Raw genomic sequence first — 21267 nt, 5'->3', positions numbered from 1 at the left:
GGCGGCGGTCTCAAAGAGGGTCTCCTTCGCCAGTCTTCGTGTCCAGGTCGCTCTCGGCCTCGCCCTGCGGCAGGGTCCGCAGTTTGGTCATGCGTTCAGTGATGTCTTCCTGGATGCGCCGCACGTTGCTTTCCAGACCCAGGCGCGCGGCGTCGAGCTGGTGGCGCAGCCGCATGATTTCTTCTACGCCCGCCAGATTGACGCCCAGTTCCTGGGTCAGGCGGCGAATCTCGCGCAGGTGGTCTATGTCGCGCTCGCTGTACAGCCGGGTCTTGCCGCTGGAGCGCCCCGGCCGGATGAGCTGTTTGCGTTCGTAGAGCCGCAGGGTCTGGGGGTGCATGTCCACCAATTCGGCGGCAATAGAAATCACGTAGACCGGCCGGTCGCGGGGGTCCAGGCGACCGCCCTCGGCGGGCAGGGCCTCGGGGCGCCTGGCCTGCTCGCGCAGCTCGCCCTCAATGCGCTCAATCTCGGCCTCAAACTCGCCCTGAAGGTCGTCCAGTTCGTGTTGCAGGCGCATCACTTCTTCCACGCCCGCCAGATTGACGCCCAGTTCCTGGGTCAGGCGGCGAATCTCGCGCAGGTGCTCGATGTCGCGTTCGCTGTACAGCCGGGTCTTGCCGCTGGAGCGCCCCGGCCGAATCAGGCCCTTGCGCTCGTACAGCCGCAGGGTCTGGGGGTGCATGTCCACCAGTTCCGCCGCCACGGAGATGACGTATACGGGCCGATGTTTGGCGTCAGAGGGCATAACGTCCCTTGAGTATACCGGAGGCAGTGTTTATGAAACCGTGAAGCGGCAGAGGCCTGAGTCAGAGGGCGCAGGTTGATTGAGGAGGGGAGAAGAGCGGGGAGGAGCCTGCACCCCTTTGATGTGTGCCAACTCCGCCCAGAGCGGCTTGCGCCCCTGAACATCATGGGCGCGAAGTCGCGCCGAGCCACCCCGAACGTTCCGGCAGTTCACCCCTTCAGATCGCCGGGCACCTCCCCTCTTCGCCCTCTCTGGGTCAGGGTTGGACACCCGTTCTGGTTCACCCCTTATAGTCGCCCTATGACCACTGCTGACCTGAGTGCGCTGCTCAACCGCGAGCAGGCCGACGCCGAACTCTTTGACCTCCTGCGAATTGCCAGCGTCAGTGCCGACCCCACCCGCAAGGCCGAGATGGGCCAGGCCGCCGAGTTTCTGCGGGCCAAGCTGGCGGGCCTGGGCTTTGCCGCGCGCGTGGACGCCACCGCCGGCCACCCCGTCGTGTACGCCGAGCACCTGAAGGCGCCGGGCAAGCCCACCGTCCTGATTTACGGGCACTACGACGTGCAGCCCGAGGCGCCGCTGGAAGAATGGGTGACACCGCCCTTTCAGCCCACGGTGCGGAATGGCCGCATCTACGCACGCGGCAGCACCGATGACAAGGGCCAGGCCTACGCCCACGTCAAGGGCGCCGAGCTGCTGCTGTCGCAGGGAGACCTGCCCGTCAATGTGAAGTTCCTGCTGGAAGGCGAGGAAGAGATTGGCAGCCCCAACCTCGAAGCCTACTTGCAGGCCCACCAGGCCGAACTGGCCGCCGACGTGATTGTCATCAGCGACGGCAGCCGCTTTGCGCCTGAGATTCCCACCATCACCTACGGGGTGCGCGGCCTGAGCTATGTGGAGATTCACGTTCAGGGGGCCAACCGCGACCTGCACAGCGGCAGCTACGGTGGCGCGGCGCCCAACCCGATTAACGCGCTGGCGGAAATCATCACCCGCCTCAAGGATGACCAGGGCCGCGTCACCATTCCGGGGTTCTACGACGGTATTGACGAACTGACCGCCGAGGAGCGCGAGATGTGGGCCAGCCTTCCCCACAGCGATGAGGAGTTTGCGGGCAGCATCGGTGTGCCCGCGCTGCCCGGCGAGGAGGGGTATTCCACCCTGGAGCGCCTGTGGGGCCGCCCCACCCTGGACGTGAACGGCATCTGGGGCGGTTACCAGGGCGAGGGCAGCAAGACCGTGATTGCCGCCAAAGCGGGCGCCAAGGTCAGCATGCGCCTGGTGCCCGGCCAGGACCCCGAGCGGATTACGAGGCTGATTTCCGACTACGTGCCCACCATCGCCCCGGCGGGCGTAACAGCCAGGGTGGTGCCGCACCACGGCGGCAAACCCTTCAAGTTTGACCTGAACAGCCCCTACAACCAGGCCGCCAACCGCGCCCTGAAGCGCGTCTATGGCCGCGAGGCCGTGTTTGCCCGCACGGGCGGCAGCATTCCGATTGTGGCCGCCTTTGCCGACATCCTGCGCGCGCCGGTGCTGTTCGTGGACATGGGTCTGAACGAGGACGCCCCGCACAGCCCCAACGAGAGCTTTGCTGTGCAGGACTACCACAACGGGATTCTGACGAGCGCCTATCTGCTTGAGGAGCTGGGCCAGTGAGTAGCGAGTGGTCAGGGGGGAGTGGAGAGCTTGTGCTGCTGGCCACTTCCTCCTTGCCACTCTCCACTCCCTGTTTGGCCACGGCCCGTTGGGAGCGCCCATGAACCTCGCCTTTCTCGCCTCACACGGCGGCAGCGCGGCGCGGCAACTCGTGACCGCGTGTCAGCGCGGCGAACTGGCTGCCACGCCCGCCGCTCTGGTCAGCAACAACAGCCGCAGTCCCGCTCTGGCGTGGGCACAGGCGGCGGGCTTGCAGACCGCCCACCTGAGCAGCGCCCGGTACCCTGACCCCGACGAACTGGACGCGGCGATCCTGGCGTTTCTGGTGGGCGCCGGGGCCGACACGCTGGTGCTCAGCGGCTATATGCGGGAAATTGGGCCGCGTGTGCTGACCCACTTTTCCGGGCGGCTGCTCAACATCCACCCCAGCCTCTTGCCCCGGCACGGCGGGCGCGGCATGTACGGCGACCGCGTGCATGAAAGCGTGCTGGCCGCTGGGGACAGCGAAAGCGGCGCGACAGTGCATCTGGTCACGGCCGGCATTGATGAGGGGCCAGTGCTGGCCCAGGCGCGCGTTCCAGTGCAGCCCGGCGATACGCTGGACAGCCTCAAAGCCCGCGTGCAGGCCATTGAAGGCGACCTGATGCTGCGTGCGGTGCAGGGCCTAGCAGCGCCGAGTGCCCTGTCACCCACATGAAGCGCAAGGTCTTTGACCTGCGGCCCTGGTCGCGTGCTGTGCGCCACAGTCAGAGCGTGGTGCGCGTGCCTGGTCACGTCATCGTGGATTTCACTGCCCACGAGGTCGCGCGGCCTCAGGACGTGCCCTTTGGTGACCAGACGGTGCGGATTCTGGACCACGGCTTTCGCTGGGTGCGCGTTCACCCCACAGGCAGCGGTGAAGGCGTGCTGGGCAGCGCCCTGAGCGCCATGCTGGACGGGACTGGCTTCCCCCGGCAACTCTATGTGGACCTGCACGGTGGTGAAGGCGTGGGCGAGGATGGGCTGCCCTGGCACGACGACCTCTATCTGGATGTGATTGGCAACTGGGTGGTGGGGGAGACCGGGCACGGTAGCGTGACCGAGGCGCACATCATCGATGGGGAGGACTTGCAGGCAGCGGTGGCCGCCGGGCTGGTGACAGAGGCGCAGGCCGAGGCCACCTGGACCCACGCCCGGCAGATCAGGGCCGAGCTGCTGGCCGGCACCTACGCGCCCCTCACGGTGCTGCGGCGGTATCTGGAAGACCCTTACACCTGAGTGCAGAGCCAGGCAGGCTGGGACACGGCACCTCTGAGGGTGCGTTTGCCCAGCCCGCTTGTTCTCACTGGAGGTTCTCAAGACTTGGAGTCAACTGCCCTGACCAATGGTGAAATCCGAATAGACCGTGGAGACGGCAGGCTGCTGAGCTTAGGGGAGTGCTTGAGCCTAGTCCGAGTTGCTGTCGGGGCTATGATCCAGCCCGCTGCCCTGACCCCGGTCGCCACTCTGATTGGCGTTGCCCTGCCCCTGGCCGCGTTCGTTACCAGGGCCGCCCTCCATGTGAGACGGAGTGTCGTCCTCGCGGTAGCGGGCGCCGCCACTGGGCTGCTGCTGGTTGCCGACCTGCTGGTGGCCCTCGCCCTGGCCCCGGTTCTCGTCCCTGTCCGTGCCGTTGCGGTCGTTGTCTGCCATAGCCAAGCCTGACCCACGTTCGGGCAAGAAGCGTGCGACCTGACTAAAGATCAGGTCGTCCTTGTCTCCGGCTGAGCTGGTCTGCGGCCTCCGCTATACTTGGACCCAGTTCAAAATCTGGTGTTCTCCTGGAGGTTTTTGCATGACCCAAACTGCTGCTCTCCCCGCCTTTGCTGTCCAGGCCGTTAAAAAAGCCCTGCACGATATCCCCATGAACGCCACCGTGGGCGTGCAGATTACCGGTGTGGGCGTGGGCTGGGCCACTGGCGAGGCGCCGGACACCGCGCCGTTTCGCAACCACCTGGGCACCATCCATGCGGGCGTGCAGTTTCTGCTGGCCGAGGCGGTCAGTGGCGCGGCCTTTGCGGGCGCTTTTGCCGCGCAGCTGATGACGGCTGTGCCCCTGATTGAAAAGCTGGAAACCCATTATGTGGGCCGTGCTCAGGGCGACTTGACGGCCCGTGCCGAGGCGGCTGACCCCGCCGCCCTGCCCCAGGCTCACGCCGACTTCGCGCGCGAGGGCAAGGCCCGTCTGGTGCTGAATATCAGTGTGCAGGACGGCGAAAACAAGGAAGTCATGCGCGCTGTGGCCCACTGGTACATCCGCGCCCGGCCTCAGCAGGGGTAGTCGGAAGCAGCAAAGCCTTGCTTCCCCGGTGTGTTCCTGATGTTGGGGACTGTGAACGGCGCAGTGCGGATTTCTAACAAGGGGAGGCCGTTGCCTGGAGAGGGCAGGGCGCCGGCTCACCTTCGGCGTCGCGGCTATGAGGCCAGCCTTGGTAACGTGCCAGTGTCTTGGCTGGCCTGATCTTCAGGCCGGCTGCGTCCTCCTGTCGTGCTGTCTGCTGGGTGCCGCGCCCCCCTCTTGTTGTCCCGCTGCTGTTTCGTATTAGCCTGCGCGCATGACTGCGCTGCTGCTGGATCACGTTGCGATTGCCACCCCGGACCTGGACGCTGGGGCTGCACCTTACGTGGCGCTGGGCCTGAAGGCCGAGGGGCCCGACGAGGAGGTGCCCACCCAGGGCGTGCGGGTGCGCGCCTATCAGGTGGGCGATACCCTGATTGAACTGCTGATGCCCACCCGGCCCGACAGCCCCATTGCGGCTTTTCTGGACAAAAAGGGGCCGGGCCTGCACCACACGGCCTACCGCGTGGCTGACCTGGACGCTGAGATGGCCCGCCTGGGTGCTGAGGGCGCCCGTTTTTTGCAGGCGGCCCCGGTGCCAGGCCGGGCCGGATCGCGGGTGGCCTTTTTGCACCCCAAGTGGGGCCAGGGCACCCTGATTGAACTGGTGGAACACCCGCAGGGCGGGGGCCACCCTTGACCCGCCGCGCCCGCCCGCTGTGGTGGGGGCCGGCGCTGGCGCTGATGGCGGCCATCTGGTATTTCAGCGCGCAGCCGCAGACACCTGGCCCTCGCCTGGTGCATCCGCTGGACTGGGGGGTGCATTTTCTGGTGTACCTGGCCCTGGGCTTTGCGCTGGGGCGGGCCACGGGGCGGCCGGGATTGGCCTGGGTGCTGGCCGCGTGGTTTGGGGCGCTGGACGAGGTGCACCAGGCCTTCGTGCCGCCGCGCGAGGCAGGCGTGACCGACTGGCTATTCGATACCGCCGGCGCGTGGCTGGGCAGCTGGGCGGGCGCGGGGCGAGAGGAGGCCGGAACCGACGAGCCAGACGCCTGAACCAAGTGGAAGGGCTAACGGTTTAGAGGGGAGCTGCCTTTTCGGCCCTCGCCTGCTGCACGCGCCGCCTGAGCTGCTCGGCATTGAACGCCGACACCCGGAGGTTCAACTCCTGGTGCCGGTGGTGATTCAGGCTTTCCAGCAGCGCCTTTTCCGACTGCAACAGGTCAAGGCGCCCTTGCCCGTTGGCCTGGAAGGTTTCAAAGGCCGCCGCCAGCGTCTGAAGGGCGGTGTGCTGGCCGGCGTCATGCAGCGCGCGAGCGGTGATGAGGAGCTGTTCTTGCCCCTGCAACCACCGTTCAAGCTGAGCGCGCGTCAGCTCTAGGCCGCCCTCTGCGTCGTCCATCTCGGCGCAGGAGTACAGGAACGGGTGAAGCAGGGGCATATCCAGAGGCGTGCCGGTGTCTTCCCACACCGCTTCCAGTTCGCGCAGTTGATAGTACGTCTCTAACCCGTCCTTGGCCCGGATGTCGTCAAGGTGGGCCAGCGCCCACCTCAGGCGCACGACCTGCCACTCTCTGAGGGCGAAAAACCTCGGCCAGTTCTCCCTATCGGCCAGGCGCTGAAGAAGGTCCCGCACCTCTGCTCTGGGCGTGTCACTGCGGGAAGACACCAGTTCAGAGAGCAGCGTCAGCTCATCACCAGACGCCGCCAGCAGCCGGTTCTCTGCCAAAGCCGCCAGTTCCTGAACGGTCATCCACCTGTCGGCCCAGCCGAGCAAAATGGCCGACCAACTGAGGGCCTGAGGAAAGGGCTTCACCTGCTGAGCATAGGCGTTCACTCCCCGCGTCGCCCCCTTATGTGCGGGTCTCCAGATCAGGGCTGAACCTGGCATTCCCTGGCCAGGACCCGTTTGAAAGGCAAATCGGCTGCCTTCTCTAGTCGCTTTTCCCACGTCCTACGCCCCACGTTCTACACCCCCTTTTTACCTCTTCTGAAGCCTGAGCGCAGGGTTGCAGTTTTGTCAGAGGCCGCCCCCTAAGCTGACCCGCATGACCACCCTGCCCCCACCCCCCGCGCACGCCAGCCATGCGGCGGCGCTTCAGGCGGCCCTGACCCAGCTGGAAGGGGTGATTCTGGGCAAGGGCCCGCAGCTTCGCCTGGCGCTGAGCTGCCTGCTGGCGCGCGGACACCTCCTGATTGAGGACCAGCCAGGGGTGGGGAAAACCACACTGGCGCAGGCATTGGCCCGCACCTGTGGCCTGCATTTTCGCCGCGTTCAGTTCACGGCCGACCTCCTGCCCGCCGACCTGACGGGCGTGTCGGTCTGGGACGCCCCCAGCGCGTCGTTCCGCTTTCTGGAAGGGCCCGTGTTCAGCGAGCTTCTGCTGGCCGACGAGATTAACCGGGCCACGCCCCGTACCCAGGGGGCGCTGCTGGAGGCGATGGAAGAGCGTCAGGTCTCTGAAGGGGGCGTGACCCGGCCACTGCCCAGCCCCTTTTTCGTGATTGCCACCCAGAACCCGGCGGCCTTCGTGGGCACCAGCCCCCTGCCCGAGGCGCAGCTGGACCGCTTTCTGATGACGGTTACCCTGGGGTACCCCGACCCGCGCGCCGAACGGCAACTGCTCGAAACGGGAGGGCGCAGCATCTCGGTGCGCGACCTGCCGGCCGTCCTGAGTGCGCCGGCGCTGCTGGCCATGCAGGCCGAGGTGGACCGGGTTCACGCTGCCGCCCCACTGCTGGACTACGTGCAGGTGCTGGCGCGCGCCACCCGCGAACACCCGGCCCTCTCGGCGGGCCTCAGTCCCCGTGGCCTGCTGGCGCTGCTCTCGGCGGCGCGGGCCTGGGCGTACCTGGCCGGGCGCGTCATGGTGCTGCCCGAGGACGTGCAAGCGGTGTTTCCGGCGCTGGCCGCGCACCGCCTGACCCTGCGTGACCCATCCGTGTCGGTGGCCAGCGTCCTGCGCGGCGTCCTGGCCGACACGCCGATTCCGTAAGGCGGCTGGCATGCGCGCGCCGCCCCTTGCTCTGCGGCCCACCGGGTTTGGGCTGACCTTCTTGTTGGTCATTTTGCTCACCCTGATTGGCTGCGTGAACTACGGTCTCAGTCTGGGGTACGGTCTGACTTTTCTACTGGGCGGCGTCTGGGTCATGACCGCCACACAGGCTCTGCGGGCGGCGCGGGGCGTCCGGGTGTCGCTGGCGCCGCCCGTGGCCGTCACGGCAGGCGGGCTGGCCGACTTCAGCGTGTCCTTCTCGGGCGGGGCTGAGGGCGTGCTGGCCCTGACCCTGCGGGGGGGCGGCGCGCAGGCAGTGGGCGCGTGGCCGCTGATTGGCGGCGTGTCGAGCGGCACGCTCTCTGTGCTAGCCCGGCACCGTGGCCCCCTGAGCGTGGAGGGCGCGCTGCGCGTCTCTGACCGGCTGGGGCTGTGGCGGGTGGCTCTGCCCGCCCCCGACCCTCAGACGGTCCTGGTTCATCCGGCGACCGAACAGGGCGTCCCGCCGGCCCCCACCCGCACCGTGGCGGGCAGCGGCGACGGCGCCCAGCGCACACGCGGTGACGAGGAATTTGCAGGGCTGCGGCCTTACGCCCCCGGTGACTCGCCCCGGCAGGTGTCGTGGCGGCATGTGGCGCGCACCGGCACCCTGCTGACCCGCGAAACGGACGCGCCGCAGGGCCGCGCCCGCCTGCTGGACTGGGCCGATACAGCGGGTGACCCCGAGGCTCGCCTCTCGCGCCTGAGCGCCTGGGTCACCGAGCTGACGGCCACTGGCTTGCCCTTTGCCCTCCACTTGCCCGGTGCCCGCCTGCCGGTGGACAGCGGCGAGGCACACGCCCTGGCGGCTCGCCGGACGCTGGCGCTGCACGCGCCCTTTCCGCAGGCCGTTACCCCACCGCGTCGCCCGGGTCTGGCCCTCACCGCTGCTCCGGCCCGGTCGCTGTCTCTGGCCCAGGCGCTGGCCCTGCGCGGCACGCTGCTGGCCCTAGCGGTCACCCTGGCGCCTACGGCCCTGCGCGCCCCGGTCTGGCTGACGGCCCTGGTGGCCGCGCTGCTGGCCCACGCCGCGTGGCGCACCCGCCCCACCCCGCCGGGGACGCAGGCCCTGGCCCCGCTGCCGACCTGGCTGCTGGGCCTGCTGGCTGTGGCCGGCGGCGCCGCCCTGAACGCAGTTTACGGCACCCTGCTGGGCCGCGACGCAGGGACGGCCTTTCTGGCGCTGCTGGTGGCTCTCAAGACCGCTGAGAGCCGCGACGTGCGCGACGGTCGCCTGCTCATTCTGCTTGGCCTGTTTACGACCAGCACCCATTACTTTTTCAGCCAGGGGCCGCTGACCGCGCTGCACACACTGCTGTGTGCAGCCCTGCTGCTGGCCGCCGCGCCGGGGTGGACGGCGGCGGGCCTGACCCTCACACGGGCGGCGCTGCGCCGGGCCGGCGGCCTGCTGGCCCTGGCCGCGCCGCTGGCGGCCGCACTGTTCGTCTTGTTTCCACGCCCCGAAGCGCCGCTGTGGCAGCTGCCGGTGCAGGGCCAGGCCACCACCGGCCTGTCAAGTGAGATTCGCGCCGGGGAATTTAGCAACCTCGCCCAGAGTGACGCGGTGGCCTTCCGCGCCGACTTTCAGGGCGAGCCGCCTGCCTCATCCGCCCGCTACTGGCGTGGCCCCGTGTACGAGGCCTACGACGGCGAAACCTGGCGTCAGGTGCGGGGCGGAGGCGCGCCCGCCAGCGTGGAGCCGACGGGCCCAGCCCAGGCGTACACCCTGACCCTGGAGCCCAGCGGGACGCCCTGGCTGCTGGCGCTGGACGTGCCGTCGCGTGTGCCGGCCGGCGCGTCTATTACGGGCGCGTTTCAGGCGGTGACCTTTCGTCCCGTGACCACCCGGCGCCGGGTGGAGCTGGAAAGCCGCCCCGCCCGCCTGGGCCGCCAGGAAGATGCCAACCGCCTGGCCTTTAATCAGCTGCTGCCGAGTAGCCAGAGTCCGCGCGCCCGCGCCCTGGCCCAGACCTGGCAGGGCCTGGCCCCGGCCGCGCGCGTGGACGCCGCACTGAACTTTCTGCGCCGGGGCGGCTTTACCTATACCCTGTCGCCGCCCACCCTGCCCGCGCAGGACCGGGTGGACGCTTTCCTGTTTGGGACGCGCACCGGTTTTTGCGAGCATTACGCCAGCGCCTTTGCCTTCCTGATGCGCGCCAGTGGCCTGAGCGCCCGCGTGGTGGGCGGCTATCAGGGCGGCGAGTCCAACGGCGACTACCTGATTATCCGCCAGCGCGACGCGCATGCCTGGACCGAGGTGTGGCTGCCCGGTCAGGGCTGGGTGCGGGTGGATCCCACGGCGGCCATCGCCCCCGCGCGGCTGAGCGCCGGGGTGCAGACGGCCCTCACGCAGCCCCTGGCCACGGCGGCGCTGCCTCCCGGCCCCCTGGCCCAGCTGCGGCTGCGGCTGGACACGCTGCAAAACCGCTGGAACGACCTCGTGGTGGACTATGACGGCGAGCGCCAGAGCGATCTGCTGACCCGCGCGGGACTGGGTGGCGTGGGTCAGCCAGCGTATCTGATTCTGCTGCCGGTGGTGGTGGCGCTGACCCTGCTGCCCGCCCTGCTGGTGCTGCGGCGCCGGGGGCGCCCGGTAGACCCGGCGGCCGGCGCGCTGCACGATTTGAGCGCGCGTCTGCGCCTGCCACGCGCCCCCGGCGAAACCGCCGCTGACTACACCGCCCGCGTGACCCAAGCCCGCCCGGACCTGGCCGAGCCGCTGGGCCGGGTGCTGCTGGCCTATCACACCGCCCGTTACGCCCCTGGCGACCCGGCAGGGGCCCTGCGTGACCTGAAGGCGGCGGTGCGCCAGGTGCGGCGGTAAAGGAGGCGGCTCACCGTCTTTTCCGGCGGGCCTCCCTTAGCATGGAAGGCGTGAATGTCCAGAAGCTTTTCCTTGCGGTCATTGCCGGGTGTTCGTCGGCCCTAATCGCCTACAGCGCCTTGTATGTGCGCGGCGATCTGGGCGGCGTCATGGCCTACTTGCGGGCGCGCGGGGCGCTGCGCCGCCTGCGCGAAACGGGCACGGAGGCCGAGGTCACGGCCGCCCAGGCGCAGCTTCATGCGCTGGGCGAGCGGGTGGGCGACCCGGCCTTTGCCGCCAGCCTGATTCCGCTGGCGCTGCTGCTGGGCGCGCTCGTGGCTTATCTGGTGTGGCGCACCTTTGCGCGCCGTGAATTGGGCAGTGCCCGCCCCGACGTGCAGGAGCGCATGGTGTACCGCCTGGCGCACCGCCGCGGAGGCCGCTTTACCCTGGACGATCTGCGGGCCGCCAGCCCTCTGAATGACGAGCAGGCGCGCGCGGTCACGGCCCGCCTGCTCGACCTGGGCCGGCTGACCCGCGACGGCGAGGGGTTCCGGCTCTCATGACACCGGACCAGCTGGCCACGCTGCTGGATGAGGCCAACCATGCCCCCACCTACAGCGTTCGGGCGGCGCTCGCGCGCGTGGACGGCCAACCTCACCCCCGGATTGCTGCGCTGGCCGCCCACCTGACGGCGGTGAAGCAGGACGTCTGGGCCGCCGTGTCGGCAGCCACGGGCGCTGCGGCGCCGCCCGCCGACGCCGGCCTGACCCGCCTGATGACCTGGGAGGTCGGGGCTATCAGGGCGCTGTCGCCGGGCAGCCTCTCGCTCTCCGTGAATCATGCTGGCGCGACCTCCACGGTGGCTGAGCTGCTGCGTGCGCTGGCCCGCCACACCCTCTGGCACGCCGGGCAGATGGCCGCCCTGGCCAACCGGCCCCGACTGGCCTGACATGCCCCAGGAGCGGCCCTTCCTGACTGACCCCAGCCCGGCGGGTGAGGCGGCAGGCGGCGCTGTTCCACCGGCGCTGTTTGATCTGGCGGTTAACCGCGCCCACGCCGCGCTGCGGGGCCTGCGTCCCACCCAGCCCGAAGCGGCGCTGGCGGCCTGGCACGCCCGGACCCGTTTTGCCCGCCGCGTGCCACTGGAAGCTGTGAAGGCGGCGCTGGCGGCCGCTCCTGCGGGTGAAGGGGTGTGGCACTGGGCTGGAGGGGAAGGGGGAGACTGGCAACCAGGCCGCGCGCCATTTCCATAACGGGCTGGGTGGTGTTGAAATGGAGCGAGGTTTGACTGTCTGTTGCGGCCATAGAAATGGCATGGGAGTATTCATGCTCACACTGGAAAAGTTGCAGGGGCTGATTCGTGAGCGGCTTGGTCACTGGGACATCTCCGCTTATACGGGGAAAATGCTCGCATGATGGCGGTGCAGCAAACCTGCTGCAGAACATCCTTTCTAGAAAAGGGAAAATGCCGAAGGCAACGTGGCGCTGCTGCGCGAGTTCGGAACATCCCCGCCCACACGGGGAAAACACTCTGAAATCACGCATATTTTACCTGCGTTCTCGCCCTGTGGTCTCTCAATAGGTTTCCGATTCAAAGTACATTGTCATGCGGCGCGGCTCAACAGGCCTGCGATGAAAGTCTGACAGCTTGAGCCTGCTGATCCTGGGCGGCATCCGTCAGAGCGAGGTGCAGCGCTCCATTTGTCTCTGCTAATCTCCACTATCAAACCTCTTCGTGCGCAACAGCCTCCAGCGCCACTTCCACCGCGCGGTTAATCTCGACCTGCGGCAAATACGGCAGTGGCGGGCGCTCCTCGGGCCAGGCCAGCGCCACCGCTGCGTTGGCCGGGACATGCAGAAAGCCGCAGGGAATGTGGGCACGGCCGCCCCTGTCCAGCGCATGCAGCGCGGCGTACAGCACAAAATTGCAGACATACAGACCTGCTGTGTTCGAGATATGGCCTGGAATCTCTGCGGCCTGCCACGCCGCCAGGGTGGCCCTCAGGGGCCAGGTGCTGAGGTACGCGGCGGGGCTGCCCTCGGGGCTGGCGGGGGCGTCGCGGTAGGTCTGCCCGGCATTATCGGGGATGCTGAAGTCCATGACATTCAGGGCCACCCGTTCCAGCGTGGGCTGCGGACGCCCCGCCGCCAGGCCCGTCAGCAGAATGGCCCCAGGCTGGTGGGCCTCCAGCAGCCCGGCCAGCTGCCGCCCCGCCGCATGGGGCTCGACCGGCAGCAGCGCCGACTCCACCTGCCAGCTGCCCACGACACGCCCGTGAAGCGCCTGCGCCGCTTGGGCGCTGGGGTTGTCCGGATGAGTATGAAACGGCTCAAAGCCAGTCAGGAGGAGGGTGGGCATAGGCGGAGGATAGTGGGCCGCAGGTCAGGCAGGATAGGCTCAGTTATGAACCATTTCGTGGCGCTCATGCTGGTGGCTGTCGGCTCTTTTGCTGTCGCGGCGCCGGTCACGCAGTACGCCGTGCTGAAAGCACTCAAGGTGCAGGGCAAGGTCGTGACCATGTCACTGGACTATGTCGAGGTCTTCTCTGATACGCCAAAAGACGCCGCACGCGCCGTTGACCTGGGGTACTTTCCAGATGCCGAGACTTTTTACAACAGCGTGCCCGCTGGCATCTATATTCGCAACGTCAATTCGCAGTTGCGTACCCTGAAAACAGACGCCCGCACCACCTTTGAGCTGTCGTGCATGAATGCGGCCGCCTCAGCGGTGGTGTCCAAGTCTGTGCCTCTCAACCAGTTTGTGGGGTCGTGGCAGGGCAACTCGAAACCCTGCTGGCCGTTTCAAGAAAGGACGGTACGCCTGCAATTAGACGGCACGCGGGTCTTGAAGGTCAGTCAGGTTTATTTCCCCTGAAGAAAAGAGAACAGACCTGCAGCCAGCGTCTGAGGGCTGGTCTTTGTACTCTCTACGCCCTGGCATCGCAATAGGTCGCCAACCGATCTAACAGCCATTTCCCGCGCCACATAAGGGCCAACAAGTGGTCAGATGAAGAAAGGAAGAGGTCGCTCCACTGTCTGAACCTGGTCCAATCACCCTCGTGTCCAACTGGCAGGGACGAAATAAGTATTGGCAACTGGCTGATTGAAATCTCTACCTGTTGTCAGATTCAAGGAGCTTCTTAGGACGTAACCGGTTTGCTCCCCGTCGGCGCGAATCGTGTCAGTTACTGAACCAGGCCCTAGAGATCTGTCTAACAGTCTGTCTATATAGGGCCCCTGCCAGCCTTGACCGGCGTCCATGAGCTTTGTGTGTATAGTCCGGGCGTTCAGTTCACAGCCTCGTTCCGGTGTGTCACCGGGGCTTTTTGCCCCAGTGGTCGGGGGCGACGTGCGTCTTGAGCCGTTCACAACGAACGCACAGAAGTGGCAGTGCCTCCGGGCACTGTCCGGTTTGTCCTGGCCTTTTTTCCTGTCCGCCGTCTTGGCGCGGCCCCTCACGTTCAAGGAGTGATATGCACCGGAGAATTTCCCTTTCCGCCCTGAGTCTGGCGCTGATACTTGGCGCCTGTAGCCAGCCTGGCAGCGAGCCGCCCCGTCCTCAGGACCGCCTGAGCGTCACCCTCAATCTTCCCCAGCTCCGCACCCTGGGCGCTCAGGGCTTGCCGTATGCGCCGGGCGGCGCGGGCGTGCAGGAGGTCAAGGTCAGCGTGCTGGACGGCCAGGGCCAGCCAGTGCGCTTTAACGGTGACAACGCCGCCGACCCGCAGGGCCAGCAAACCTACTTCGTCCTGACGCCCGGCAAGAGCCAGCTGAATCTGTCGCTGGTGGCGGGCGTGGCCTATACCTTCACCAGCCGCGCCTACGACCTGGGCGTCACCAATGCCGGGCGGCACCTGCTGGCGTTTGGCAAGGTCAGTCAGAGCTTTACGGCCTCGGGCCAGACGCTGGCGCTGCCCCTGAAAAGCGTGCTGGGGGGCGGCCGTCTGACCAGCCTGCCCCTGAATATGGTGGTGCCTGGGCAGGAAGTGGAATACGTGCTGGGCCTGAGCGCTAACGGGCGCGACGATCTGCGCGTGCCGCAGGACGACTTTCAGGTGGTCTACACGGTGCAAAACGGCGCCAACCTCGGCACCGCCGAGCCCAAGCGCGGCGTCCTGGTGCGCGCCGACAGCCAGCCCACTGGCGACCTGCTGGTCACGGCTAATGTGACGGGGCTGCTGGCCGCTGGCCAGGACGACGCCGTGGAAGGCCAGATGACGGTCACGGCCCGTGCCCCTTTTGCCGTGAATGTCGGGGTGGGCAGCGACCTGGTGGCCCCGACCATCCAGAGTTTCGAGTTGCTGGGCCGCAGCGGCGAGCAGGTCACGCTGCGCGGCGCCGTGCAGGACAACGTGGGCGTGGTCAGTGCGCGCATCTACAGCGGCGCCCGCCTGCTGCGTCAGCTGTCGGCGGGCGACTTTACCGGCACCACCTTTACGGCCACCGTGCCCGGCGTGCGCCCCGGCGAGCAGACGCTGACCCTGCTGGTCAAGGACGCGGCCGGCAACGAGATGACGGCCGACCTCAAGGTGCCGGCCGGCGACACCGCCGACACCATTGCCCCCACCGTCAGCGCCCTGAGCGCCACCCCGAACCCGCTGCGCGCTGCGGGCGACGTGACCCTGCGGGCCCAGGCCAGCGACAACGTGGGCGTAACGGCCGTGAGCTTCTACGACGGCGCTCGCCTGCTGGGCACCGACAGCACCGCTCCCTACGAGTGGACGCAGGCCTACACGGCCGCCGAGAATGGCACCCGCACCCTGAAAGCCGTGGCGACCGACGCCGCCGGCAACCGGGGCGAGACCACCACCACCCTGACGGTGGACATCCCCGCAGCTCCCGGCCCGTTCCTGGGGTCTGGTCCAGCCACCCTGTCGGCCGATGTGGTGCGGTCCAACCGGGGCGAGGGCGTGGGCGGCAGCACCGTGCGGATTTACCGCAGCGGCGACCGCCAGACTGTGCTGGCCGAGCGGACCACCTCCGCCGCTGGGTATGTGGAATTCGCTGCTATCCCTGAAGGCACCTACGATCTGGTCTTCAGCAAGGCGGGCATGGCCGGCTCGGAAATCAACGGGGCGGCGGCGCGCGGCACCCTGAACACCCGCCTGAAGGTGGGGCAGTTCAGCGCCGCCGACCCCAACGCCCCCACGGACGTGCCGCAGCTTAAGCTGATGACCCCCGACGGCGCGGCCTGGAAAACTCTGGCACCCGGCGCTGTGTTTAACGACGCCGTGAACCTGCGCGCCTACACCACGGGCGGCGCGCGCCTGATGCGCTACTTCATGTTCTCGCTGGTGACGGTGGATGCCAGCGGACAGATGGCCGACCTGCGCGGCGGCCTGACCAGTCTGGACCCCGGCGTGACGGCGCCCGGCGAGGGCCAGCAGGACAGCGGCCTGGTGTCTCTGCCTGCTGCTGGGCTGCAGGGCGACATTTACGTGCAGGTCTCGGCGCTGGACTTTAACTACAACCGCGTGGCGTACCTCGTGCCCGTCACGCTGCGCCGCAGCGGCACGCCCGGCGCCGTGACCGCCCCGACCGGTGTGGCGGCGGTGGCGTACACCCTCAGCGAGCGCATCGGCTACATCATGGGCGTCGGGCCGCAGGGTGCCCCGCAGGGCAGCAATCTGTGGGTCAGCGTGTCCTGGGCCCAGCCGGCCAGCACCGAGGGTCTCACCGGCTTCCGGGTGCTGCGCGCAGCGGCGGCGGGCGGACCCTACACCCAGGTCGCCTTTGCCGACACGGCGCAGTGCAGCGCGGCCACCAAGCGCTGCACGGTCAGCGACAACACCAGCACCCTGGAAGCCGACCGGGACTACTTTTACCGCGTGACCGCCGTGGGCGCGGCCGAAGCCACCAGCGACGCCCCTGCTCTGCCCAGCACCCACACGCTGCTGCCCTTCCGGCCGCAGCTGGTCAGCCCGGCCAAAGACAGCCTGGGCGCCGACCTGCTCCCTACCTACACCCTGCGCACGAACGCCTTTGCCACCGGGGCCACGGGCGCGCGCTTTACCCTGCGCACCGACGACGTGTTCACCGGGGCCGGGCGCCTGACCATGCCCTCAGTGGTCCTGCAAAAAACCACCTCCACGACTGTCACGGACGCCAGCAGTGGCCGCGTGTATTTCGACAGTGCGGGTGCCGCCGCTGGCAACGTGGTGAATTACGACGCCGCCACGGACCTGCTGAGCCTGCCGCACAGCCTGGACCGCGTGGCCCTCAAGCTGACGCCTGCGCCGCTGCAGGCCAACCGCCGCTACAGCTGGTACGTGCATATGGGTTACGCCTACCGCCTGCAAGACCCGGCCCAGCCGCAGTCGGCCACCAACCCCATCGTGGCCTACGCCGTGTACAGCGACCCCGACACCACCAAAGTGGTGCCCGGCGGCGTCACCCAGAGCTACACCGACGTGTACGACTTCACCACGCGCCCCTGATGTCCCCCTTTTCCCTGCGAGGCTCCACCATGAAGACCCCCCGTTTTGGCCTGGCCGCCCTGACCCTCACGGCCCTGCTGGCCGCCTGTGGTCAGCCCACCCCGGTGCAGGTTCCTGCGCCCAGCGTTGCGGCGCCGTCCCCCGCCGCCCCCGTGGCTGTCAACGGGCGTACCGGCGCCCGCTACCTGCGCCAGCAACTTGTCGTGAATCTGCCAGCCCCGGCGGCCGAGGCCCTGGCCGCGCGCCTGAACGCCCGCATCATTGACCGCATTCCGCAGCTGGATGTGGTGGTGCTGGAATTGCCCGCCGCAGACGACGCCCTGGAAGTCGCGGCCCTGCTGAACCGCGAGGGCGAGGTGCGCTACGCCGCCCCCCACCACCTCGCCGAGCGCGAGCCGGACCAGAAGACCCCCGAGCAGGCGGCCCTGGGCGCCCAGGCCGCCGTTAACCAGACGTTTGACAGCCTCCCGCAGTACGCCCTGGACCAGAACCACATGGCCGCTCAGGCCGCCTGGGACGCCGGCTTTACTGGCGCGGGCGTCACAGTGGGCGTCGTGGACGACCCCAGCGACGTGTCTCACCCCGACCTGAAAGCCACCTGGAGTGGCAAAGCCTACGACCCCCGGGGCGCCGGCAAGGTGTACACCACCGCCCAGAGCTGGCTGGACATGATTGACGGCCTGGACGGGTCGGTCAACGGGCAGGTGGACCCCAGCATCGAGCACGGCACGGCGGTGGCGTCTACCATCACGGCCGCCAAGGACGGCAAGGGCATCGTGGGGGTGGCCCCCGGCGCCAAGTTCCAGCCTTCCATGATTTTCGCGCCGGGCAGCGTGGGCACCGCCGCCATCGCCAAGGCGATTTTGTGGCAGGTGGACAACGGCGCTCAGGTGCTCAACAACTCCTGGGGCGGCCCCGGCTACGACCCCACCATCAAGCTGGCGGTGGACTACGCCCTGCGCAAAAACGTGACGGTCGTGGCCAGCGCCGGGAATTCCTCGCGTGAGGAATGGTCGCGCCCCGCCATGTTGCCCGGCGTCATCGCCTCGGCGGCGCTGGACATCAACAACAAGAAGGCCAGCTTCTCGACGTTTGGCCGTCACATCAGTGTGGCCGCGCCAGGTGTGGACGTGCTGCTGGCGGCGCCCCTCTTTCTGAATGACGACGGCAGCCGCAAGAGCGGCGCCACGCCGGCGGGCGGCAGCGGCTACCAGCTCATCAGCGGCACGTCGTTTTCTGGGCCCTACACGGCCGGGACCGCCGCGCTGATTCTGGGGGCGCGCCCCGACCTGGACCCCTACCAGGTGCGCCGCCTGATGGAAGAGACTGCTGACGCCAGCGTGGGGAGTAGTGCGGGCGGCTTTGACCGCGAAACCGGCTACGGCGCCATTCGCCTGGACCGCCTGGCCGAGCGCCTGAAGAACGGCCCCATGCCCGAGAGAGGCGGCACAGTCCGTATTCAGGTGCAGGTCAAGGGCGACACTGGCACCTACGTCGCCGCCACCACCGCCTCCGACGTGATTCTGGAAGGTGCCGGGCCAGACGGCATGGTCTACGGCGCCCAGACCGACAGCCGGGGCGAGGCGCTGTTTGCCGCGATTGCGCCGGGCAAGTACACCCTGCGCATCGGGACGCCTGACCTGCTCGTGACCGGCGGCAAACCCGAGGAACGCGGCACCTACGTCGGTGAGGTCACCGTCACGAGCGGCGACGCAGGCACCACCCCCACCGTCTTCCAGCTGGACAAGGGCTATTACAACCCGTTCCCCACCGACCCCTACGAGGCCAACGACACCCTGGCCAGCGCCAAGCCCGTCGAGGTGGGCAAGGCCACCGACCTGGCGTACATCTTTAATAAGGATTACAACGCCACAACCGGCAAGGATAAGTACGACGTGGATTTCTACTCGTTCAGCGGGACGGCCGGGCAGAAGCTGGACATCGTGCTGCACGACAAGTATTACCCCAGCGAGGCGCTGGGCAACCTGTGGGGCGTCGTCTACATCCGTGACGCGGCCGGTGTGACGCTCAAGGACGCCTCGGGCCGGCCTCTCAAGCCCAATACCGTCACCAACATCCTGTCGGTCACGCTGCCCAGCACGGGGACGTACTTCCTTCAGGTGGGTGCCTACACGCACCTGAACCCCACGAACGGCGAGGCCCCCTACACCGGCACCGTCAGTAACAGTTCTCAGAACAAATACTTCCTGGAACTGCGCCAGAAGTAAGCAGGATAAGCGAGTGGTGGCGGCTGGCCGAGCTGGCTGCCCGTTACCTCACCCGCTGTGCGCCGCCGAAGCCCCGCTTGGGGTTTTGGTGGCGCTGCGCTTTGGGCGTGGGGGAGAAGGCGAAGGTGGGGGCAGACACGCATGCGGAGGTTGGCGCCTCGCTCCGCCTTCACTTCTGTAAGGCAGCCTCGGCTGGAGTGGGCGTCGCAAACGAGTCAATCCGCGCAGAGTGCTCAGAACGTGAAGTTGCCAGGCTGGTGCCCTCCCAGTGGGCAACGAGCTGAACGGCACCCAGTTTCCCCTAACCCCCGTCATGTTCGCCGCAGTCTGGTGCGGCGCTCCGGGGCTATGCTGCCCCCATGCCGGAACTGCCGGAAGTTGAAACCACCCGCCGCAAAATCGAGCCGCTGCTGCTGGGCCGCACCATTCTGGAAGTCGCCCACGACGCGCCTCATAAGTACCGCAACACCCATCTGGCGCAGGGGCGGCGCGTGACTGGCCTCAGCCGCCGGGGCAAGTATCTGCTGCTGCACCTGGCCGAGCAAAGCGCCGCGCAGGACGAGCCCCATAACCTCGAACTGCTGGTCCACCTGGGCATGACGGGCGGCTTTCGCCTGGAAAGCGGCAAGCACACCCGCGTGACCTTCAAGACCGACGCTGGCGAACTGTACTTTGACGACGCCCGGCGCTTTGGCAAGGTGGCGGTGGTGCCGCGCGGCGACTATGCAGGTCACCCCACCCTGGCGGCGATGGGCCCCGAGCCCCTCTCAGAGGACTTCCGCGAGGATGACTTTGTGCGTCTGGCGGCCGACTGTGGTCCGGTCAAACCGTGGCTGCTGTCACAAAAGCCGGTCAGTGGTGTGGGCAACATCTACGCTGACGAGAGCCTGTGGGCCGCCCAGATTCACCCGGCTCAGACGCGCCTGACGGCTGACGAAGCTGGGCGCCTCTACCGCGCCGTGCGCGAAGTGATGGGCCGCGCCGTCGAAGCCGGGGGCAGCAGCCTGGGTGACGGCGTGGGGAATTACCGCCAGCACGACGGCGCGCCCGGCGAGTTTCAGCACCAGCACCACGCGTATGGGCGCGGCGGCCAGCCGTGTGATCGCTGCGGCACGACCATCGAGAAAATTGTGCTGGGCCAGCGAGGCACCCACTTCTGCCCTCAGTGTCAGCCGCTGCGCCCCGTGGGGGCCGCGTGACCGACCTGACGGGACTGCGCCTGTCTTACACCCGCGCCGAACTGCGCCGCGCAGACCTGCACCCCGAGCCTCTGGCGCAGTTTCAGGTCTGGCTACAAGAAGCCCTGGACGCGGGCCTGCGAGAGCCGTATGCCCTGAGCCTGGCCACTGCTGACCAGAGTGGGCGGCCCAGTGTGCGCACCGTCCTGCTGCGCGGCGCCGATGAACGTGGTCTGACGTTTTACACCAACTTCGGGTCCCACAAAGGCCATGACCTGGCCGTTAACCCGCAAGCCGAACTGCTGTTTCACTGGGCGGAGCATGAACGGCAGGTGCGCGCCTATGGCCCCGTGGCCCGCGTCCCGGACGAGGAGGCCGACGCCTACTTTCACGCCCGCCCCCGCGAGAGCCAGCTGGCCGCCCATGCCAGCGACCCGCAAAGTGCCCCCGTACAGGACCGGGCAGCGCTGGACGCCACCTTTGCCGCCCTGCACCGCCGTTTTCCCGAGGGGACAGAGGTGCCCCGTCCGGTGTTCTGGGGAGGCTACCGGGTCACCGTGCAGGAGTGGGAGTTCTGGCAGGGTCGCCCGAGCCGCCTGCATGACCGCTTCCGGTATGCGCGCCAGGATGACCGCTGGCAGGTGCAGCGCCTGCTGCCCTGACGCACCGAGAAGACGGAAGGGTTTCAACCAAAGGGCCAGACTGAATGCGAGCTGTCCAGGTGGTGACTTCTTGAGGAGCAGAGGCCACGGCACGCCTTACACAACGGTTCTGCTCTGAACAGCACGCCCTTAAATCTATAAAAGCCGCTCTCCATCACCTGCTCCGCCCGCGTCACATCGGTTAAGAAAACCCCTGAGGCGGCTTCAAATATCACTCT

At 67.8% G+C, this 21267-nt stretch carries 20 protein-coding genes; 16 read left to right on the top strand and 4 right to left on the bottom strand.

The genetic code is table 11. The features are described from left to right. Window positions 1–10: 10 nt before the first annotated feature. Window positions 11–748, bottom strand: coding sequence for a heat shock protein transcriptional repressor HspR, fused homodimer type (gene hspR, locus GO986_RS05130; protein WP_157458175.1), 738 nt, complete (start codon window positions 746–748; stop codon window positions 11–13). A gap of 300 nt (window positions 749–1048) precedes the next feature. Between hspR and GO986_RS05125 the strand changes: the two genes are divergently transcribed. The 3 genes from GO986_RS05125 (at window position 1049) to GO986_RS05115 (ending at window position 3664) form a co-directional block, all read left to right on the top strand. Beyond that, the gene (locus tag GO986_RS05125; protein ID WP_157458174.1) at window positions 1049–2407 is read left to right on the top strand and encodes a dipeptidase; all 1359 of its coding nucleotides are present in this window, start codon (window positions 1049–1051) and stop codon (window positions 2405–2407) included. Between the two features lie 100 nt (window positions 2408–2507). Next, the gene (gene purN, locus GO986_RS05120) at window positions 2508–3104 is read left to right on the top strand and encodes a phosphoribosylglycinamide formyltransferase (RefSeq protein ID WP_157458173.1); all 597 of its coding nucleotides are present in this window, start codon (window positions 2508–2510) and stop codon (window positions 3102–3104) included. Further along, the gene (locus GO986_RS05115) at window positions 3101–3664 is read left to right on the top strand and encodes a DUF402 domain-containing protein (RefSeq protein ID WP_157458172.1); all 564 of its coding nucleotides are present in this window, start codon (window positions 3101–3103) and stop codon (window positions 3662–3664) included. Before purN ends, GO986_RS05115 begins: the two co-directional genes overlap by 4 nt. 168 nt (window positions 3665–3832) lie before the next feature. On the opposite strand, the gene GO986_RS05110 is transcribed toward GO986_RS05115, so the two are convergent. After that, window positions 3833–4078: a hypothetical protein gene (locus GO986_RS05110; RefSeq protein WP_157458171.1), complete on the bottom strand. Its 246-nt coding sequence runs from the start codon at window positions 4076–4078 to the stop codon at window positions 3833–3835. Window positions 4079–4220: 142 nt separating this feature from the next. Here GO986_RS05110 and GO986_RS05105 point away from each other — a divergent pair, with 142 nt between their 5' ends. The 3 genes from GO986_RS05105 (at window position 4221) to GO986_RS05095 (ending at window position 5759) form a co-directional block, all read left to right on the top strand. Further along, window positions 4221–4706 (top strand): PaaI family thioesterase, encoded by a 486-nt coding sequence (locus GO986_RS05105; protein ID WP_157458170.1) that lies wholly within the window; start codon window positions 4221–4223, stop codon window positions 4704–4706. 274 nt (window positions 4707–4980) lie between these two features. Continuing rightward, entirely contained in the window at window positions 4981–5403 is a 423-nt protein-coding gene (locus tag GO986_RS05100) for a VOC family protein (protein WP_198170415.1), read from the top strand. Further along, window positions 5400–5759 (top strand): VanZ family protein, encoded by a 360-nt coding sequence (locus GO986_RS05095; protein WP_439648700.1) that lies wholly within the window; start codon window positions 5400–5402, stop codon window positions 5757–5759. Before GO986_RS05100 ends, GO986_RS05095 begins: the two co-directional genes overlap by 4 nt. A 22-nt stretch (window positions 5760–5781) precedes the next feature. On the opposite strand, the gene GO986_RS05090 is transcribed toward GO986_RS05095, so the two are convergent. Beyond that, entirely contained in the window at window positions 5782–6519 is a 738-nt protein-coding gene (locus tag GO986_RS05090) for a DUF2247 family protein (RefSeq protein ID WP_198170414.1), read from the bottom strand. 232 nt (window positions 6520–6751) lie between these two features. On the opposite strand from GO986_RS05090, the gene GO986_RS05085 reads away from it, so the two are divergent. Genes GO986_RS05085 through GO986_RS05065 form a run of 5 tightly spaced genes read left to right on the top strand, consistent with a single transcriptional unit; the run spans window position 6752 to window position 11797 of the window. After that, window positions 6752–7699 (top strand): AAA family ATPase, encoded by a 948-nt coding sequence (locus tag GO986_RS05085; RefSeq protein WP_157458168.1) that lies wholly within the window; start codon window positions 6752–6754, stop codon window positions 7697–7699. A gap of 10 nt (window positions 7700–7709) precedes the next feature. Next, entirely contained in the window at window positions 7710–10562 is a 2853-nt protein-coding gene (locus tag GO986_RS05080; RefSeq protein WP_157458167.1) for a transglutaminaseTgpA domain-containing protein, read from the top strand. A gap of 41 nt (window positions 10563–10603) precedes the next feature. Further along, the gene (locus tag GO986_RS05075) at window positions 10604–11107 is read left to right on the top strand and encodes a hypothetical protein (RefSeq protein ID WP_157458166.1); all 504 of its coding nucleotides are present in this window, start codon (window positions 10604–10606) and stop codon (window positions 11105–11107) included. Next, the gene (locus tag GO986_RS05070; protein ID WP_157458165.1) at window positions 11104–11493 is read left to right on the top strand and encodes a hypothetical protein; all 390 of its coding nucleotides are present in this window, start codon (window positions 11104–11106) and stop codon (window positions 11491–11493) included. Before GO986_RS05075 ends, GO986_RS05070 begins: the two co-directional genes overlap by 4 nt. 1 nt (window position 11494) lies before the next feature. Continuing rightward, window positions 11495–11797, top strand: a complete 303-nt coding sequence (locus GO986_RS05065) for a hypothetical protein (protein WP_157458164.1) — start codon at window positions 11495–11497, stop codon at window positions 11795–11797. A 470-nt stretch (window positions 11798–12267) separates the two neighbouring features. Here GO986_RS05065 and GO986_RS05060 read toward each other — a convergent pair whose 3' ends face one another. After that, a complete protein-coding gene (locus GO986_RS05060) occupies window positions 12268–12903 on the bottom strand; it encodes a pyroglutamyl-peptidase I (RefSeq protein ID WP_157458163.1) in 636 nt (211 codons plus the stop codon). A gap of 45 nt (window positions 12904–12948) precedes the next feature. Between GO986_RS05060 and GO986_RS05055 the strand changes: the two genes are divergently transcribed. The 5 genes from GO986_RS05055 to pdxH all read left to right on the top strand — a co-directional run bounded on the left by GO986_RS05055 (window position 12949) and on the right by pdxH (window position 21049). Then, window positions 12949–13419 (top strand): hypothetical protein, encoded by a 471-nt coding sequence (locus GO986_RS05055; RefSeq protein ID WP_157458162.1) that lies wholly within the window; start codon window positions 12949–12951, stop codon window positions 13417–13419. Between the two features lie 598 nt (window positions 13420–14017). Further along, window positions 14018–16981, top strand: coding sequence for an Ig-like domain-containing protein (locus GO986_RS22540; protein ID WP_198170413.1), 2964 nt, complete (start codon window positions 14018–14020; stop codon window positions 16979–16981). Window positions 16982–17010: 29 nt separating this feature from the next. Beyond that, window positions 17011–19209 (top strand): S8 family serine peptidase, encoded by a 2199-nt coding sequence (locus GO986_RS05045; RefSeq protein WP_157458161.1) that lies wholly within the window; start codon window positions 17011–17013, stop codon window positions 19207–19209. Between the two features lie 359 nt (window positions 19210–19568). Then, complete coding sequence (locus GO986_RS05040) at window positions 19569–20408, top strand: DNA-formamidopyrimidine glycosylase (protein ID WP_157458160.1); 840 nt, start codon at window positions 19569–19571, stop codon at window positions 20406–20408. Further along, complete coding sequence (gene pdxH, locus GO986_RS05035) at window positions 20405–21049, top strand: pyridoxamine 5'-phosphate oxidase (RefSeq protein WP_369409166.1); 645 nt, start codon at window positions 20405–20407, stop codon at window positions 21047–21049. Before GO986_RS05040 ends, pdxH begins: the two co-directional genes overlap by 4 nt. The last annotated feature ends 218 nt before the right edge of the window (window positions 21050–21267 follow it).

Origin of the sequence: Deinococcus arboris (assembly GCF_009755355.1) — a bacterium.
GTDB lineage: Bacteria > Deinococcota > Deinococci > Deinococcales > Deinococcaceae > Deinococcus > Deinococcus betulae.
This window is presented reverse-complemented; position numbering and strand designations above follow the sequence as displayed.